Source organism: Clostridium sp. DL1XJH146, assembly GCF_054819755.1.
The window spans coordinates 1-19,284 of the sequence record NZ_JBTVVN010000015.1 but is presented as its reverse complement, the minus strand read 5'-3'; the positions used below and the strand labels follow the sequence as shown (position 1 = coordinate 19,284).

19 protein-coding genes are annotated in these 19,284 nt (G+C 29.5%); 18 read left to right on the top strand and 1 reads right to left on the bottom strand.

Annotated features, from left to right (window positions below):
* Positions 1-31 precede the first annotated feature (31 nt).
* Positions 32-523 (bottom strand): type III toxin-antitoxin system CptIN family toxin, encoded by a 492-nt coding sequence (gene cptIN, locus ACVHXK_RS09015; protein ID WP_461206056.1) that lies wholly within the window; start codon positions 521-523, stop codon positions 32-34.
* Positions 524-1,436: 913 nt separating this feature from the next.
* On the opposite strand from cptIN, the gene ACVHXK_RS09010 reads away from it, so the two are divergent.
* From ACVHXK_RS09010 to ACVHXK_RS08925, 18 genes are all read left to right on the top strand, one after another.
* The gene (locus ACVHXK_RS09010; protein WP_461206055.1) at positions 1,437-2,582 is read left to right on the top strand and encodes a DegT/DnrJ/EryC1/StrS family aminotransferase; all 1,146 of its coding nucleotides are present in this window, start codon (positions 1,437-1,439) and stop codon (positions 2,580-2,582) included.
* Between the two features lie 13 nt (positions 2,583-2,595).
* The gene (locus ACVHXK_RS09005) at positions 2,596-3,258 is read left to right on the top strand and encodes a sugar transferase (protein WP_461206054.1); all 663 of its coding nucleotides are present in this window, start codon (positions 2,596-2,598) and stop codon (positions 3,256-3,258) included.
* On the top strand, positions 3,255-3,872 hold the full coding sequence (locus tag ACVHXK_RS09000; RefSeq protein ID WP_461206053.1) for an acetyltransferase: 618 nt from the start codon (positions 3,255-3,257) through the stop codon (positions 3,870-3,872). The genes ACVHXK_RS09005 and ACVHXK_RS09000 overlap by 4 nt, the downstream gene beginning before the upstream one ends.
* Positions 3,873-3,875: 3 nt before the next feature.
* Positions 3,876-4,964 carry a glycosyltransferase family 4 protein gene (locus ACVHXK_RS08995; protein ID WP_461206052.1) on the top strand — a complete coding sequence of 363 codons (1,089 nt, stop codon included), beginning with the start codon at positions 3,876-3,878 and terminating at the stop codon, positions 4,962-4,964.
* A gap of 48 nt (positions 4,965-5,012) precedes the next feature.
* Entirely contained in the window at positions 5,013-6,050 is a 1,038-nt protein-coding gene (locus tag ACVHXK_RS08990) for a glycosyltransferase (RefSeq protein WP_461206051.1), read from the top strand.
* A 141-nt stretch (positions 6,051-6,191) separates the two neighbouring features.
* A complete protein-coding gene (locus ACVHXK_RS08985) occupies positions 6,192-7,319 on the top strand; it encodes an EpsG family protein (RefSeq protein WP_461206050.1) in 1,128 nt (375 codons plus the stop codon).
* A 116-nt stretch (positions 7,320-7,435) separates the two neighbouring features.
* Complete coding sequence (locus ACVHXK_RS08980; protein WP_461206049.1) at positions 7,436-8,311, top strand: glycosyltransferase family 2 protein; 876 nt, start codon at positions 7,436-7,438, stop codon at positions 8,309-8,311.
* A 37-nt stretch (positions 8,312-8,348) separates the two neighbouring features.
* Positions 8,349-9,470, top strand: a complete 1,122-nt coding sequence (locus ACVHXK_RS08975) for a glycosyltransferase WbsX family protein (RefSeq protein WP_461206048.1) — start codon at positions 8,349-8,351, stop codon at positions 9,468-9,470.
* Positions 9,471-9,473: 3 nt separating this feature from the next.
* On the top strand, positions 9,474-10,385 hold the full coding sequence (locus ACVHXK_RS08970; protein WP_461206047.1) for a glycosyltransferase family 2 protein: 912 nt from the start codon (positions 9,474-9,476) through the stop codon (positions 10,383-10,385).
* A complete protein-coding gene (locus ACVHXK_RS08965; protein WP_461206046.1) occupies positions 10,378-11,004 on the top strand; it encodes a CatB-related O-acetyltransferase in 627 nt (208 codons plus the stop codon). The genes ACVHXK_RS08970 and ACVHXK_RS08965 overlap by 8 nt, the downstream gene beginning before the upstream one ends.
* Positions 11,005-11,025: 21 nt before the next feature.
* A complete protein-coding gene (locus tag ACVHXK_RS08960; protein ID WP_461206045.1) occupies positions 11,026-12,180 on the top strand; it encodes a polysaccharide pyruvyl transferase family protein in 1,155 nt (384 codons plus the stop codon).
* A gap of 10 nt (positions 12,181-12,190) precedes the next feature.
* Positions 12,191-13,573, top strand: coding sequence for an oligosaccharide flippase family protein (locus ACVHXK_RS08955; RefSeq protein ID WP_461206044.1), 1,383 nt, complete (start codon positions 12,191-12,193; stop codon positions 13,571-13,573).
* A gap of 49 nt (positions 13,574-13,622) precedes the next feature.
* Positions 13,623-14,828 (top strand): Coenzyme F420 hydrogenase/dehydrogenase, beta subunit C-terminal domain, encoded by a 1,206-nt coding sequence (locus tag ACVHXK_RS08950; protein ID WP_461206043.1) that lies wholly within the window; start codon positions 13,623-13,625, stop codon positions 14,826-14,828.
* Positions 14,829-15,094: 266 nt separating this feature from the next.
* Positions 15,095-16,000: a glucose-1-phosphate thymidylyltransferase RfbA gene (rfbA, locus tag ACVHXK_RS08945; RefSeq protein WP_461206042.1), complete on the top strand. Its 906-nt coding sequence runs from the start codon at positions 15,095-15,097 to the stop codon at positions 15,998-16,000.
* A 15-nt stretch (positions 16,001-16,015) separates the two neighbouring features.
* Entirely contained in the window at positions 16,016-16,585 is a 570-nt protein-coding gene (gene rfbC, locus ACVHXK_RS08940) for a dTDP-4-dehydrorhamnose 3,5-epimerase (protein WP_461206041.1), read from the top strand.
* Positions 16,586-16,603: 18 nt separating this feature from the next.
* Positions 16,604-17,659 (top strand): dTDP-glucose 4,6-dehydratase, encoded by a 1,056-nt coding sequence (gene rfbB / locus ACVHXK_RS08935; RefSeq protein WP_461206040.1) that lies wholly within the window; start codon positions 16,604-16,606, stop codon positions 17,657-17,659.
* Between the two features lie 64 nt (positions 17,660-17,723).
* Positions 17,724-18,563, top strand: coding sequence for a dTDP-4-dehydrorhamnose reductase (gene rfbD, locus ACVHXK_RS08930; protein ID WP_461206039.1), 840 nt, complete (start codon positions 17,724-17,726; stop codon positions 18,561-18,563).
* 445 nt (positions 18,564-19,008) lie between these two features.
* Positions 19,009-19,182 (top strand): hypothetical protein, encoded by a 174-nt coding sequence (locus tag ACVHXK_RS08925; RefSeq protein ID WP_461206038.1) that lies wholly within the window; start codon positions 19,009-19,011, stop codon positions 19,180-19,182.
* Positions 19,183-19,284: the final 102 nt, after the last annotated feature.

Below are 19,284 nucleotides of genomic sequence, written 5' to 3'. Positions count from 1 at the left end.
TATATTTATATAGTGGCTAAGATGAAATATTTTATTTATCCTCAAGCTTTTTTATGAGGTCTTCTTGGATTTGTGATACATCAGGGAAAATTAGCTTGATGCCTTTTTTATGTAGAGCTAATACTTTTTTAGCTTTTGTTACGAGGTCTTTCTCAAAAACACCATCTATCTTTACAGGAGTATTAGCTAGAGAATCAATATATTCATTCTTTATGTAGTAAGGTATGCTTGGACACATATTTTGAATCAAAAATGCTTTTTCATGGCCTAAGACTTCACCAAAAGCAATAGTATCACATTTACCATATTTACGAATTTTTTTCTGATATATACTTTTGAATTTATCAACTTTAGAGGAAAAAGGAATCATCCAATATAAAGAAGTAGAATCATCATAAAAAGCATAAAAACAAGGACGGTCATGAGTTACACCTTTTACTGATTCTTTATTTTTCATCAGTTTATCATCAGGGAAATCAATAAAATAATCATCTTTTAAAAAATAAAAATTTCCTATATCCATATATATCTCCTTACAAAATAAAAACTCCATCCTATTAAAAGGATAGAGTTTTAAAAACATTTGAACTCGATCTCTTGTTAGTCGCATATCGAGTAGCGACAAGTATTTGAACTCGACCTCTTGTTAGTCGCATATCGAGTAGCGACAAATATTTGAGATAACTCTCTATCTGTAATAAAATTATATAGTATTTTTGACAGAATGTCAAACTCGGTATAATTTTTTTTATTTAGAGATACTATAGCATTTTAATTACAATATTATTATATGCAATAAATCCAAAAATGATTATGTTAAATTTTAGAAAAAAATTAATTAAATAAAAGCAAAAATTAAGATTAAATAGAATCTACAGCTTTTAACTAATACTTTAATATCGAATTATATCACTTAGCATTATCCTATTAAATAGGATTCTATTATTTATAAAAATGAAAAACTTCTTAATGCATAACTATAGAAAACTTTGCTTAACAGCTGTTTTAAAGTGGATAAAAATAAATGACTATTTAATAGGAAGAAACTCGTTCGAAAATTAAATATTAAAGCAGATTTCAGAGCTTATCACTTAGCCGTGGTTGGCTCTTTTTTTTAGGTTTATTTTTCTTATTATCCTTTCCATATACTCATGTTCAAAGATAAAAAAATACAATATATAGAAATTGTAAATACATAAACTACTACATATTGTGTTTTTTTATCTTTCTAGCATCACGGCGAGGTGAGTATGGGGAAAGGATGAAGACCTCATGAAGCTAGTAATAGCAAGGGCTTTAGGATTTAAATAATGTTTCTTAATCAGCAATCACAGTTATAACAGGTACAAGCAACACATAAATTAAGGAATTAAGGTACTTACAAAAGGTATTTATACATATATAGATAAATTTTAAAAGGAAAGGAAGTCATATAAATGGCAGAGAAAATTTGGCTTGCTTCACCACACATGAGTGATGAAGGGTATGAAATGGAATATGTAAAACAAGCTTTTGATACAAATTGGATTGCGCCGTTAGGGCCTAATGTAAATGGGTTTGAGAAAGAGTTGGCGGCTAAAGTAGGTGTAGGGCATGCAGCTGCATTATCTGCAGGAACGGCTGCTATTCATTTAGCACTTAAGGCTGCAGGAGTAGAGCAGGGAGATATAGTGTTTTGCCCAACCCTTACATTCTCAGCTACTGCTAATCCAATTATATATCAAAATGCAAAGCCAGTATTCATAGATAGTGATTACGAAACATGGAATATGAGTCCAGATGCATTAGAAAAGGCCTTTGAGAAGTATTCAGAAGTAAAAGCGGTATTGATTGCTCATCTTTATGGGTTATCTGCGGATATGGATAAGATAGTTGAAATATGTAAAAAGCATAATGTACCTCTTATAGAAGACGCGGCTGAGTCTTTAGGTACATATTATAAAGGCAAACATACTGGTACTTTTGGTGATTTTGGAATATTTAGTTTTAATGGAAATAAGATTATCACTACTTCTGGTGGTGGAATGCTTGTATCTAATGATGAAGAAAAGATTAATAAAGCTAGATTTTGGGCTACTCAAGCCAGAGACAAAGCAAGGCATTATCAGCATTCAGAGTTAGGGTTCAACTACCGAATGAGCAATATAGTTGCTGGGATTGGGAGAGGACAATTAAAAGTATTAGACCAAAGAGTAGATAAGAAAAAGTACATATTTGAGTTTTATAAAAGAGAATTAGGTGGACTTGATGGTATTGAAATGATGCCAGTTAATGAATGGGATGAACCTAATTATTGGTTATCATGTATTACTTTAAATGGGAAGGTTAGACCTTTAGATATTATGGAAGCACTTGAGAAAGAAAATATTGAATCAAGACCTATCTGGAAGCCGATGCATATGCAGCCATTCTTTGCTGAGTATGATTTTGTTGGTGGAGATGTGTCAGAGAAGATATTTGAAAATGGTGTGTGTTTACCAAGTGATACTAAGATGAGTGATAAGGATTTGGTAAGGATAGTAGAGATAATTAAGGGGCTATGGGAACAAGAAGCCTATAAGGAAGTTGCTAGTACAAAGTAGGTGGTGAGCATAGATGCAGACTGAGATTAAAACGAATATAGAGATTAAGCCTGATAGAGGTGGAATTTATAGGAATTATATAAAGAGGGTAATGGATTTTATATTATCTTTAATTGCAATTATAGTTTTATCACCTGTTTTTGTTGTTGTAGGTATATTAGTTAGATTTAAGATTGGTAGTCCGGTGATGTTTAAACAGAAAAGACCTGGACTTAAGGAAAAGATTTTTACTATGTATAAGTTTAGAACGATGACGGATGAGAGAGATGAGAAGGGTGAGTTGTTTCCAGACTCAGTTAGGCTTACTAAGTTTGGGAAAATGTTAAGAGCTACAAGCTTGGATGAACTTCCGGAGCTCTTCAATATTCTTAAAGGTGATATGAGTATTGTTGGGCCGAGACCTTTACTTGTACAGTATCTTGAACTTTATAATGAGCACCAAAAGAGAAGACATGATGTAAGACCTGGTTTGTCAGGATTAGCACAGATTAGCGGTAGAAATGCTATTAGTTGGGAAGATAAGTTTGATTTAGATGTTGAGTATGTAGAGAATGTTAGCTTTATTGGTGATTGGAAGATTATTTTTCTTACTATAAAGAAGGTTTTTGTTAGGGAAGGGATTAGCCAGGAAGGTGAAGCTACTATGGAGCCGTTTAGGGGTGATATAGAAATATGAAAAACAAACTTCTTATAATTGGAGCTAGTGGTCATGGCAGAGTAATTGCGGATATAGCTCTGAAAATGAATAAATGGCAAGAAATTGCTTTCTTGGATGATGATGAAGATATAAAAGAATCAATGGGAATTGAAGTTATTGGTAAATCAAGAGATGGTTCTAGATATATTGATGAATATGATATTTTTGTTGCAATAGGCAGTAACAGTACTAGAGAAAAAATACAAAGTCAGCTTATAGCTGAAGGCGCAAGTGTTCCAACATTAATTCATCCAAATGCAGTTATTGGAGAACAGGTTGAGTTAGGAGAAGGAACAGTTGTTATGGCAGGAGTAGTTGTAAATTGCTGTACTTGTATAGGGCAAGGCTGCATTATTAATACTGGAGCTACTGTTGATCATGACAATGTTATTGAGAATTATGTTCATATTTCTCCTGGGGCACATTTGGCTGGAACGGTGATAGTTGGTAAAGGAACATGGTTAGGGATTGGTAGTGTGGTTAGTAATAATGTGAACATTACAGGTGGTTGCATAGTTGGGGCAGGTGGTGTGGTGGTTAAGGATATAAATGAGGTTGGGACATATGTTGGGGTTCCGGCGAGGAGAGTATAGAGGATGTCAAAGATTTTAATTTTAGCTAATTACGATCTTGGTTTATATAAATTTAGAAAAGAGTTGATACAAGAGCTTTTAAACCAGGAGAATGAAGCTTATATATCATTGCCATATGGAGAGTTGATAAAACCTTTAATAGACATGGGATGTGAATTTATTGATACACCCATTGATAGAAGAGGAATTAATCCATTAACTGATTTTAAGCTTTTAGCTCGTTATTTAAAGATATTGAAGAAAGTCAAACCGGATATGGTTATTACCTATACAGTTAAGCCTAATGTTTATGGTGGAATTGTGTGTAGAATTAAAAAAGTGCCATATGCCATGAATATTACTGGTTTGGGAACTGCATTCCAAAGTGATGGATTTCTTAAGAAATTAATTGTATTGTTGTATAAGGTATCTTGCAGAAAAGCTAAGGTAGTATTTTTTGAGAATGAAGAAAACCAACAAATCTTTATTGAGAATAAAATAGTAAAAGAAAGAAATACATGCAAATTAAATGGTGCAGGAGTTAATTTAGAGGAATATAAGTTTTGTGAGTATCCCCAGGATAATGGGCAAATAAGGTTTTTGTTTGTTGGTAGGGTAATGAAAGAAAAGGGTGTAGATGAGCTATTTGAAGTAGCAAAACGTATCAGAAAAGAAAACAAGAGTGTCTTTTTCCATATTGTTGGACCTTTTGAGGATGACTACAAAGAAGACATTAAAGAATTAGAAAAACAAGAAATTATCATATACCATGGTTATCAACAAGACGTAAAACCTTTTATTGAGAAATCACACTGCTTTGTATTGCCGTCTTATCATGAAGGAATGGCAAATACTTTACTTGAATGTGGAGCGATGGGACGACCGTTGATTACTAGCGATATTCATGGATGCAAGGAAGCGGTGATTGATAAAAAGAATGGTTACCTTGTGAATGTAAAAGATAGTGAAGATTTGTTTTTAAAGATAAAGAAATTTATTGATCTATCTTATGTAGAAAAGATGAATATGGGCAGAAACTCTAGAGAACATATTGAGAATGTATTTGATAAAAAGAAAGTTGTTAAGAAGACTATTATAAATTTTAAAAGATAAAATAAGAGAATTAAATATATATATTATTTTAAAAAGTAAGGTGAATCTATGAAAACTAAAATATTACATATTTTGAATACTTCTTCATTTTCGGGAGCAGAAAATGTAGCTATAACGATTATTAATAATATGAATAGTGATTATGAATGTGCTTATGCTTCATATGATGGGTCGATAAGAGAAGAATTAGATAAGAATAATATACAATTCTTCTCTTTAAATAGTATGTCCATATTTGAAATTCGTCGTATTTGCAGATTGTTTAAACCAGATGTCATTCATGCTCATGATTACACAGCAAGTATTATCTCAGCATTGTCAGGTGTAAAGGTATCAATTATCTCACATTTGCATAATAATTCTCCTTGGATAAAAACTTATCATCCATATTCTTTTGTATATTTATTGTCAGCATTAAGATATAAAAAAATATTAGGAGTATCGGACTCAATTTTTAAAGAGTATGTTTTCGGTAAAAATATTGTAAAAAAGTCAGTGGTAATTTCTAATCCGATAAATATTCAAACGATTTTAGAAAAAGCAAAGCAAGCTAAGAATGTTAATGCTAAATATGATGTGGTTTTTCTAGGAAGATTAGCAACCCAAAAAAATCCTTTGAGATTTATTGAGTTAATTAAAAAAATATCTGTTGAGTATCCAAGGATACGAGTTGCAATGATTGGTGATGGGAATTTGAAAGAGGATTGTATCAATAAAATAAGTAACTTGGATTTATCATATACTGTTGATATTTTAGGTTTTTTAAGTAATCCGTATGGAATATTAGCTAATTCTAAAATTCTTTGCATGACATCAAATTGGGAAGGGTTTGGTTTGGTTGCTGTTGAGGCGTTGTCACTAGGTATACCAGTAGTTGCAACACCTGTTGGTGGGTTGCCTGGAATAGTTGATCAGAATTGTGGAGTTCTAACAAATGATGATCATCTGTATATTAGTGAAGTAATTAAACTTCTTGAGAATAGAGATTATCGAACTCAAAAATCAAAAATGGGGATAAAAAAAGCAGAAATGCTTAATAACATAAAAAGTTACATAGAAAATCTATGTAAAATATATTATGAGTAGAATACTAAAATTAGCGTTTGCACTTGCTTATAATGATAGGCAGTGAAAGTACATTTTATAGGGAAGTTAACCTAAATATATAGAATAATATTATTAGCAAAAATTTAGATAAATGTGAGGTGTAGGTAGTTGTGGTTTTATATGTTTTTGTATGTTTACTGCATTTTTGCACTTGTTATTAATAACAAAATAAGACAAAATCAAAGAAATTTTTTTGAAATTAGTACATTGATTATGCTATGTATAGTATCAGGCACGCGTTATTATTTAGGTGGAACAGATTATCATGTATATAAAATTGTATTTGATGGGTTACCTACAATAAAAGAGTTTTTGATGAATTATTTTCATCTTCATGAGTATTATATTACTTTAGGATTTGAACCAGGATATCTTTTTTTGAACAGCATTGTAAAAACATTAGGATTTAATTTTTTCGGGTTCACTCTAGTGAATTCAATTGTTTTCTATACATGTTTATATTTAGGGTTAAAAAAGTATACTTATAATTTCAATATATTAATTATAGTATTTTTGTATAAATTGTTTTTTTATAATACTTTTATAAGTATGCGTCAATCAATTACTGTAGGGATCTTTTTCTTGGCTATGACTTACATAGAAAAGAAAAAACCTTTTAAATATTTTACTCTTAGTTTAATTGCGATTTCTTTTCATAATGGAGCTTTAATACTATTTCCAATTTATTTTATAAGTAGGTTCAAGATCTCGAAGAATAAGTTGATTTTACTTAATGTTATTTTTATTCCGACTATATTGGCTAGTTTTTTCAATTTACCTGTAATGAGATTATTTGATTTTGTTATTGGGTTCTTTAAAAATCCTGTTGCTATAGATAAAGCAAATAACCTTATTAATGGAGTTGCTTTTTCGTCAATAGGCATATTTCATACATTAGAATATTTTCTGATTATGTTTTTACTAGTCATTTACTTTGATAAGATTATTGAAGTGAATGAACATTCAGAATTCATACTGAAATTATTTATTATATTATTGCCAGTTTTTACATTATTTCGGGGTTATGAAATATTGACAAGAATTAAGGATTATTTTACTTTGACTTATGGAATTATATTAGGATATTTGTGCTTAATTAATAATGGCAAGTATCGGGATATAGTACAAATTGGAACGATAATTGTTTGTGCATATGGTTTTTTTAGATTTATTATCTTATTTGATGGTGGAGCTTTAATGCCCTATGAAACCTATATTTTAAAAGAAGTAAGTATTTTTAGAAAATAATAAGCAGGGACGGAACGATATACTTTGACTTTTCTGATATTGTGTCATTATGTATCATGATATAAATTAATTATGAAATTTTAGATTAGTTCTATATGAATTGAAAGGAGTAACTAATGAAACAAATCACAATATTTACACCTACCTATAGTAGGGCATATATTCTTCCACGATTATATAATTCTTTGAAAAATCAAACGTGTCAGGATTTTATATGGTTAATTGTAGATGATGGTTCTACAGATAATACATATAATTTAATAAAGGAATGGATTAGTGAAAATAAGATACAAATAGAGTATCATAAACAAGAAAATCAAGGGAAGTCTATGGCGCATAATAAAGGTGTTGAATTAACGAAAACAGAGTTATTTACTTGTGTAGATTCAGATGATTTTTTATCCAGTAGAGCTGTGGAGGATATATTAAAGTCTTGGAACAGTAAAAACAATGATAAGTTAGCTGGTATATTAGCATATAAAGGACTTCCTAATGGTAAATCATTGACAATATTTAAAAACACAAGTATTAAATCAACAACATTAAAAGATGGATATTCATTATATGGATTAAGAGGAGATACTATGCTCATATTTAGAACTGATATTATATCAATGTTTAAATTTCCTCAATTCGAAGGAGAAAAATTTGTACCGGAAGCATATTTATATGATTTAATTGACCAACAAGGTAAGTTATTTATATTAAGAGAAGTATTATATTACTGTGAATATTTAAATGATGGATATACAAACAATATATCCAAACTATTAGCTGAAAATCCATACGGATATTTAGCATATATAAAACAAAGGTTATTAATTGATATAAGAATGATAGATAAAGTTGCCGACACAATAAGATATACAGCAATGTGTATCTCATCTGGTGAGAAGAATTTTATTTTGAATTCTATATATCCTATATTAACAATTTTAACATATCCATTAGGGGTTGCACTTTATATTAAGAAGTATCGGAGTTATAACTAATTACTTGATATATACTAATAAAAAAGGAGAAATATACATGAAAATAATTGCTTTTTATCTTCCACAATTTCATGAAATACCTGAAAACAATGAATGGTGGGGAGAGGGATTTACAGAATGGACTAATGTAAGAGAGGCAAAACCAACATTTAAAGGTCAATACCAACCACGTATACCGTTAAATAATGAATATTATAATTTGACTGATGTAGGTGCATTAGAATGGCAAGCAAAAATAGCAAAGAAGCATGGAGTTTATGGTTTTTGTTATTATCATTATTGGTTTGAAGGTGAAATGCTGCTACATAAACCTGCTGAAATAATGTTAAAAAATAAATCTGTAGATATTCCATTTTGTTTTAGTTGGGCAAATCATACATGGAGAAGAAATTGGGCAAATAAGGAAAATGTCATTTTAAAGAAACAAACTTATGGGGATGAAAAGGACTGGAGAAAACACTTTTTTTATTTGTTAGATTTCTTTAAAGATGACAGATATATAAAAATTGATGGTAAACCGATGATGGTATTATACAATCCACAAGGAGTAAAAGAATTTCCCGATATGATGAAACTATGGCAGCAACTAGCTAGAGAAAATGGATTGCCTGGGATTGCTTTTCTTCATCAGCAGAATGAATTTGATCACAACAAAGAGCCTGGTGGAGAATTATATGATTATGGAATTGAATTTCAAATGAATCAAGCAGTGCTTAAGTATATTAATAATAGTTTTTCGTTTTCAGTGAAGAGAGTTTTAAACAGAATAGCTGATATTTTTCCATTTATGCAAAATAAGCTTACTACCATGCATTATAGTTATGATGATATTTGGAATATTATATTAAAAACTAATCCAAGAGATAATAAGTGGATTCCAGGAGCATTTGTTGATTGGGATAATACCCCAAGAAGAAAAAATAGAGGTCAACTATGTACAGATGTAACTCCAGAAAAATTCAAGAAATATTTATCGTTGCAAATTAAAAGGACTCGAGAGATATATAATAAAGACTATTTGTTTATGTTTGCATGGAACGAATGGGGAGAATCAGGATACCTTGAACCTGATGAAAGGTATGGATATAAAATGTTAGAGTCTGTAAGAGAAGCTCTAATCGAAAATGATGAATTTCCACAATATCCAGATGTGAGGTAGTAAATGATTGGGATAGTTATATTGAATTATAATACGTGGGAAATAACATTAGAATGTGTTTTATCAATTAGAAAAACACTCAATATAGAATATAATATATATATTGTAGATAATAATTCTTTAAATGATTCTTTTGATTATTTAATGCAGAATTATTCTGAGTGTAATAACATTAAGGTAATAAAAAACTTAGATAATGGAGGTTTTGCAAAAGGAAATAATATTGGGATTAGAGCTGCAATAAAAGATAAATGTAAATATATCTTAGTTACGAATAATGATGTTATTTTTAAAGAAAATTGTATAGAAGAACTGTATAATTTTATTCAGAATAATAGTAATACTGTTATTGTTGGACCAAGAATTTTAACACCTGAAGGAGATATACAGGTATCTATTACCTATGAGAATAAATCTTTATTAGAATTTATGGGTATTTCTGGTATTGTATCTTTAGAAAAGTATAAAAAGATTCATGAAGAATATACAAGTCAAATAACACAAAAGGTATATTCTGTTTCTGGCTGCTGCTTAATGATTAATGCTACGAAGTTTATTAAAATGGGAGCTTTTGATGAGGGGACTTTTTTATATAATGAAGAAAGCATTTTTAGTTTTCAAGCTAATAAATTAAAATATGATATTTTTTATTTACCAAAAGCTGAAGTAATACACAATCATGGAACAACTATAGGTAAAATGAATTTATTTATCTGCGCTGAATTTCTTAAAAGCAGTATGTACTATTGGAAAAAATATTATCATATAAGAGTTATCACACTATATCTAATGTGGTTGTATTTTACGTTTAAATATCTTATTAAATCTGTATATACAAATGAACTAAGGAAAGGTTGGTCAAAATATTTTAAAAGCACACTTATGTATTTAATGGAGGTGAAAAAAAATGTTTAGATTTTTACTGAGACCTGTAGTTCGTCATATAAAGTTAACGATTCTAAATTCAAAGTGGAGAAAGTTAAATAGTCACAACTATACTCGTGCTAACTCATTGTTTACTTTGGAAAAGGTTCATATTGGTAAAGAAACTTATGGCCTCTTAAATATTGTGGATTACGAAAATTTAAATGAAAAACTGACAATTGGATGTTTTTGTTCTATAGCAGATAATGTAACATTTATGTTAGGTGGTGAGCATCATCCACAATATATATCAAATTATCCATTTAAAATGCATATTAGAGATTTTGATGCTGAAGATGATCGAACAACAAAGGGGCCGATTACTATTGGTGATGATGTGTGGATTGGATATAATTGTGTTATATTGTCTGGTGTGACGATTGGTCAAGGAGCAGTAATAGCAGCAGGTAGTATTGTATGTAAAGATGTTCCACCCTATGCCATATATACAACCAATAGAGTTATTAAATATCGATTTTCAGATGAAATAATTAAAAAATTATTACTTTTCAACTATAAAGATTTAGAATATCCATTTGTAAAGGATAATATTTTTTTATTTTACAATACATGCACGGAACATTTAGTTAATGAGTTAATTAAAATATAAACTGAATAGGAGGCGTAATAAATGAAACAAAAGATTACAGTTGGATTATTATTTCATTCTTTTTGTTGTAATAATTTAGGGGTAGGCGCACTAGCACTCTCTCAATGTGAAATATTGAAAAATATTACAGAAAAGTTAGGGGTAGAATTAAAAGTTGTTTGTTTTGAATCAGAAATAAATGATTTATATTCTAATGCTACAGACGTAAATGTAGTATTGGAAAAAACATCATTTACATTTAATATGATTAAAAAATTTAGAGAGTGTGATATTATTATTGATGCAACTGGTGGAGATAGTTTTTCAGATATATATGGAATGAAAAACTTTATTGGAATATTTATTATTAAGTTTTATTCATTGCTATCTGCTAGGACGGTTATTTTATCTCCACAAACTATAGGTCCATATAAACATAAAGTTAGTAGGATAATTGCTAATACGTATTTATCATTTGTAAAACACATTTTTATACGGGATGAGTTATCTAAAAAAGATATTCCAAAACGACTGAATAAAAAATTAACCATTTCTAGTGATATGGCTTTTAAACTTCCTTATAAAAAAAGAATTCAAAAGGAGAAAATAAAAGCTAAAACTGTAGGTTTTAATATATCTGGTCTTTTGTATAGTAATGGTTATGATTTACAAAACACAGCTGAATTTTCTTATAAAGAAATGTGTGATAGGATAATTGAAAATCTTTTACAGAAAGGATATGAAGTATATCTTGTTTCGCATGTTATAGGTAAAAATGAAGATTCATTTGATAATGATTTTAATGTTTGTGAGAAAATATGTATAGCAAATGATAAACTAAAGTTAGCTCCTATTTTTAATAATCCCATAGAAGCAAAAAATTTCATATCTGGCTTGGATTTCTTTATCGGTTCACGTATGCATGCTACTATTGCGGCGATATCTTCTGGAGTACCAACTGTTCCAATTGCATATAGCAGAAAATTCAGAGGAGTATTTGAACCATTAGGCTATTCTGATATTCTAGATGCAACAAAGTTGAGTACACAAGAAATTATTGATAGATTAGATTGTTACGTCAATAAAATTGAAGAGTTAGGCAAAAATGCAAAAATATCAGCCCAAATTGCAGCTGAAAAATTAGAAAAATATGAGGAGTATATAACATTACTTCTAGAAAATAAGTTTAAAAATTGAGGGGTATAAGTTGATAAAGAATGTCTTTAGAGTATTATTTTCAAATTTTATAGTAGTTATAGTGGGTTTAATAAATGGACTAGTATTCCCTAAATTATTAACGATTGAAGAGTATGCAATTTATCAAACATTCTTGCTGTATGCATCATATATAGGAATTATGCATTTAGGTTTTCCATCAGGATTATTTGTGAAATATGGTGGGAAAGATTACTTAAAAAAAGATAACGCACAATATAAAAGTGAGATATATTTTTTGATTATAACTCAACTATTTTTTGCAATAGTATTTGGAGTGATATCTGTATTTTTAAAAAATGAGATAATGTTTTATGTGTCTATGTGTATAATACCGATGAATGTAGTAATTACATATAAATCTTTATATCAAGCATGGAACCAGTTTAAAAAATTCTCGGTAATTAATTCTATTACTTCAATAAGTATTTGTCTACTTATGATAGTATTAAGTCTTATGGCTGTAAAATCAGATGCTAGATTTGCAATTTTTCCATATATTATAGTTAACATGTTATGTTCTATTTATATGATATTCGTCTTTATCAAAGATACAAAAGGAATTAAGACAAAGAAAATATGTTCTGATGAAAACTTAAATACATTAAAAACTGGTTTTTTTTTAATGTTGGGTGGAGCTGTAAGTTTGCTTTTTTATTCAATAGATAGGTTTTTTATAAAAGCACTTTTTAATTCATATGAATTTGCAATGTATTCTTTTGCTTTATCTATGCAATCTATAATGAATGTTTTTATTTCGGCAATAGCTAAGCCGTTATATCCTAAAATGGTAGCTGATAAAGCATATTGTAATAATGAGTTTTCCAAAATTAAAGAAGTTTTGATTTTATTTGGTTCACTATCAGGATGTGCATACTTTGCATGTTCGATTATTGTAAAGTCATTTATACCGCAATATATTGAATCGTTAAAGGTAATATCAATATTCTTTGCCATTTTTCCAGTATTGACGGTTATTAATTGTTTGTATATTAATCTATATAAGGCAACCCGTCAGATTAAAAAATATTTGATAACTCTTATTATTATGATCATTATCTCAATTATTTTGAATGTTATAGGTGTTTTAATTTATAAAAATTACATATCAATTTCGATTGCAACAACAATTTGCTATTATATTTGGTTTTGGTATTCATCACGACATTTTAATAGCTTAAAATTGTCTAAATTTGATTATATTTATTTAATAGGATTCCTAATACTATTTTTTGTAAGTACAAGAGTATTTGAGGATATTTTTGGCTTAATAATATTTTTAATATTGATATTATTTTGGGGTGCTAGTATTTATAGTAATTCTTTTAAAGAGATAATTTCAAATATAAGGAAGATAATAATGAAATGGGTTTAAAGAAATTATATGTATATATTCGGTTTATTATATGAGGGAGAGAAGATAAATGATTGAGGTAGTAAATCATAAAGAGTGTTGTGGCTGTGGTGCATGTGCTCAAGTTTGCCCAAAAGAATGTATTGAATTAGTTGCTAATGAAACTGGATTTAAATATCCTAAAATAGATATTAATCGATGTACAGATTGTAAACTATGTATAAAAACATGTCCGATAGCCACTAAAAAAGAAAATAATAATGATATTGTTCCGTTATGTTATGCAGGGGTACATCGCATTGAAGATGTATTGATGAATAGTTCTTCAGGAGGAGCTTTTACCGCTATTGTAGAAGCTTTTCATAATAATAATAATAATTATAAAATATTTGGAGCTGCATATGATGATAATTTAATAGTTGAGCATAGATTTGTAGATAATATATCAGATATTACTATTTTTAGAAAATCAAAATATGTACAAAGTGATACTAAAAATACATTTCGACAGGTTAAAGAGTTTCTTGAACAGGGTGAAATGGTTATGTATACTGGGACACCTTGCCAGATTGCTGGATTAAAATCATTTTTAAAATTTGATTATGAAAATTTGCTATGCATAGATTTAATTTGTACAGGTATAGCAAGTCCACTTTTCTTTGGTAAGAACATACAATTTTTAGAAAACAGAGAGAATAAAAAGATTCTAAACTGTGATATGAGGAACAAAATAAAAAGAGATAATAGTTGGATTGTAATGAATACTAAAATAGAATTTGATGATCAAACAATTTTATCTGATAAATATTCTAATATGTATAAAGCATGTTATGGGCAAAGACTAGGATTTAGAGAATGTTGCTATTCTTGTAATTATGCTAAACTTCCTAGAGTGTCAGACATAACTATTGCAGATTGGTGGGGAGGAGCAAAGACTTTACCAGATATGGAAGAGGATAGAGGGATATCATTAATTATGTTTAATAATCCAAAATGGTATGAATTATTTGAAGAAATTAATAGTAGAATGAATTTAATAAAAGTTGATATTGATGAGGCAATAAAGCAAAATCCTACTCTTTCAAAACCTAATAGTAAAAAAAATAGAAATGATAAATTTTGGGTTGATTTTAAGCGGAGGCCAGTTGAAAAAGTTTTGAAAAAATATTCTAAGCCGCCAGTTAAGATTAGAATCGTTATTTTAACATCTAAACTTTTTCCGAAATATTTACGTAGAAGAGTGAAGAAGTTAATATTTAAATATAGGATTATTTAATTTATAACTACAATTTGTTATTAGGTATCAAGAATTATCGGTATATATAATACTATTTAAGATATCTAATATAAAAAGTTTATACTTATTTAAATAAGATTGTGATCTTGTTTTTAAATATAAAAAAATTTTTAGTATATATTATGTTTATTTTTGAATTAAATTATGTATAAAAGATGATTGACAGGTATTCGTTTGTTAGTATTGTTGTTGAGTGAATTTAAGATTAGAGTAAATCCAATTTAAGTGATAAGAGGAGTGATTAAATGAAAGGTATAATATTAGCAGGTGGATCTGGAACCCGTCTATATCCGATAACAAAATCAGTATCAAAACAAATACTACCTATTTATGATAAACCAATGGTCTATTACCCAATGTCAGTTCTAATGCTTGCAGGGATAAAAGAAATTTTAATTATTTCTACACCAAGGGATATAAAGTTCTTCAAAGATTTATTTCAAGACGGAAGCGAATTAGGTCTTGAATTATCTTATGCAATTCAAGAAGAACCAAGAGGACTCGCGGATGCATTTATAGTTGGAGAAAAATTTATTGGTGATGATAGTGTTGCTTTAGTTTTAGGTGATAATATATTCCATGGTTATGGTTTCACTGAAAGACTTGAAAGAGCAGTTTCAAGAAAAGATGGAGCTACTATATTTGGATATCATGTAAGTGACCCAACATCCTTTGGGGTAGTAGAATTTGATGAACAACATAATGTAGTATCTATAGAAGAAAAGCCACAAAAACCAAAATCAAATTATGCAGTTCCTGGTTTATATTTTTATGATAATACTGTAGTTGAAATAGCAAAAAATGTTAAGCCTTCTGCAAGAGGAGAAATAGAAATAACAGCAGTAAATAATGAATATTTAAGAAGAGGCAATCTTAAAGTTGAGTTATTTGGTAGAGGTATGGCGTGGCTAGATACTGGAACTCATAGAGGCCTATTGGAAGCTTCAAACTTTGTAGAAGCAATACAAACTAGACAAGGGCTTTATGTTGCTTGTTTAGAAGAAATTGCTTACAGAAAAGGCTTTATTAATAGAGCGCAACTTTTAAAACTAGCTGAACCTTTAATGAAAATAGAATATGGTAAATATTTAACTCAGATTGCTGATGAGTATAATAACGCTAATTTAGAAGCAGCAGCTGCAATGGAGTAATTAATGGAGGTACATATGGGAAACTTTAATTTTATAGAAACTAAGATTCCAGATTTATATATAATTGAGCCAAAAGTTTTTGGTGATAATAGAGGATATTTTATGGAAACTTATAGTAAGAGAGATTTCTTTGAAGCTGGACTTACAATGGAATTTGTTCAAGATAATGAATCAAAGTCAAGAAAAGGTGTTTTAAGAGGTTTACACTTTCAAACAAAGCATACTCAAGGGAAATTGGTTAGGGCTACTCAAGGTGAAGTATTTGATGTAGCAGTGGACCTTAGAAAAGGCTCACCTACCTTTGGTCAATGGGAAGGGGTTTTACTTTCTGCTGAAAATAAAAGACAGTTTTATGTTCCAGAAGGTTTTGCTCATGGTTTCTTAGTTGTTTCAGAAGAGGCTGTATTTAACTATAAGTGTACTGATTTTTATGCACCAGAATATGATGCAGGAGTGCTATGGAATGATTCTGAAATAGGTGTACAGTGGCCACTAGAAGGAATAGATGAGATTCTTTTATCTGAAAAGGATAAGGCTCAGAAGAAACTATCAGAACTTGAAGTACTTTTTGTATATATACCTTAAATAGCGAGGAGAATGGTTATGAAAACTTATTTAGTTACCGGTGGAGCTGGATTTATTGGTTCAAATTTTGTACTTTATATGCTTAAGAAATATGAAGAGATTAAAATAATAAATTTAGATAAATTAACTTATGCAGGAAACTTAGAAAATCTAAAAGCTATAGAAATTGATGAAAGACATATATTTGTTCAAGGTGATATATGTGATAAGGAATTAGTTTCTAGTTTATTTGAAAAGTATGATATTGATTATGTTGCACATTTTGCTGCTGAGTCCCACGTGGATAGAAGTATAAAGATGCCAGAAATTTTTGCTCAAACTAATGTACTTGGTACAGTTAACTTACTTAATTGTGCAAAAAATGATTGGGAGACAGCAGATGGTTTTAAAGAAGGAGTTAAGTTCCTTCATGTTTCTACAGATGAAGTTTATGGAAGTTTAGGTGAAACAGGTTTCTTTATGGAAACTACACCATTAGATCCACATAGTCCATATTCAGCAAGTAAGACTGGTTCAGATTTAATGGTTAAAGCGTATGCAGATACATATAAAATGCCTGTTAATATTACAAGATGTTCTAATAACTACGGTCCATATCAATTCCCAGAAAAGTTAATACCACTTTTAATAAACAATTGCTTAAGTCATAAAGATTTACCCGTTTATGGTAATGGAATGAATGTAAGAGATTGGTTATTCGTTGAAGATCATTGCAAAGCTATAGATATGGTTATAAATGGTGGAAGACTCGGTGAAGTTTACAATGTAGGTGGACACAATGAAAGAACAAATATTACTATAGTAAAAACTGTTATTGATTATATAAATGAAAATGTAGATAAAGAAGTTACAGAAAATCTAATCAAATATGTAGAAGACAGAAAAGGCCATGATTTAAGATATGGAATAGACCCAACTAAGATAAAAGAAGAGCTTGGCTGGTATCCAGAAACAACCTTTGAAGTTGGAATAGTTAAAACTATACAATGGTATTTAGATAATGAAGCTTGGATGAAAAACGTAACTTCAGGAGATTATCAAAAATACTATAATAAAATGTACGAAAATAAATAAAATTTAAACTCTTGGGGTAAACTCTAAGAGTTTTTTTATAAAATTCGAATAAGAGGTGTAAAATATGAAAGTTTTAATAACAGGAGCTAATGGTCAATTAGGTAGAGAACTAACAAAACAATACAAAGAAAAAAATAATATAGAATTAATACTTACGGATGTAGCTGATTTAGATATAACAGATGTGAAAACTGTATATGAATTTGTAAATGAGCATAAACCAGAAGTAATCATAAACTGTGCTGCCCATACAGCTGTTGATAAATGTGAAACAGATGTGGACATGGCATATAAAATCAACGCAATAGGCCCTAAAAATTTAGCTTCAGCTGCAAATGCTATAGGAGCTGAAATAGTTCAAGTATCCACTGATTATGTTTTTGATGGAGAAGTGGATAAAGAACTAATAGAATTCGATGAAGTAAGTCCTCAAACTGTATATGGCAAAACTAAATTAGAAGGCGAAAAAGTTGTAATGAACCTTAATTCTAAGCACTACATAGTTAGAACAGCATGGCTTTATGGTGATGGAAATAACTTTGTAAAAACTATGATTAAACTAAGTGAAACCAATAAATTATTAAAAGTAGTAAATGACCAAAAAGGAAGCCCAACAAGTACAGTAGACTTAGCTAGAGTTATAATCAGCTTGGTAGAAAATAAAAACTATGGCCTATTCCATTGTACTTGCAAAGGACAATGCACTTGGTATGATTTAACTAAAGAAATCTTTAGACTAAAAGGTATAGATACAGAAGTTATTCCATGTACAACAGATGAATTTCCAAGACCAGCTAAAAGACCTGAGTTTTCTGTGCTTAGAAACTATATGTTGGAGTTAACTACTGGGGATATAACTAGGAGTTGGGAAGAGGCTTTGGAGGGGTATTTGGAGAATATATAAAGTAGTATTAAAAGAAACAATAAAGTATGGAATGACCCCGAAAAAGTAGACACCCTTAATTTCAATTAAATTTACTCACTAGGGTAACTGTGACTTGTAAAATGCTGGTTATAAAAAAATACCCAGAACCCCTCCATGCCAATGAGACAGCGCGAAGAAATATAAGAAAAGTGCCTGTTAGGCTTAAATAAGCTTGGCAGGTTTACTTACGTTATATCCTTAGACAGCTTCTGCAGGTAATGGATGAGGAGGGATTTGGTTGTATGAGTAGAGATAATATTAAGACCATGTTTGGCAGTTTAGGGCTGCGAGGTATGGCCTTTTTTTTATTTTAAATGTAATTCTTCATAGATATCATTTTTTTGATTATGAAATTTTATAAAAAAAGTTCTGATAATTTTTGGGAAACTCATTAGCAACTACATATATATAAGTGGAGGTGTTAATGATGGATGAAAATTTAAAGAAAACAATAAGGTCAGTAAAGAAATTACAGAAGTTGAATTTATTATTTATAGAGGATAGCATAAATCTAAAAGTAGAACCAAATTATCAGTTGCTGGCATTTATCATTGGGGAGCTTGACTTAATTATAAGCAACCAAGAAATGAATTCCTGACGTCATCCATTTCTTGGAAGTACCCCATAGCCATCAACCTAACAGAACCAATTTATGTAAAATAACAAATCTAGATGTTACCTATTAGATTACAATAAAAAA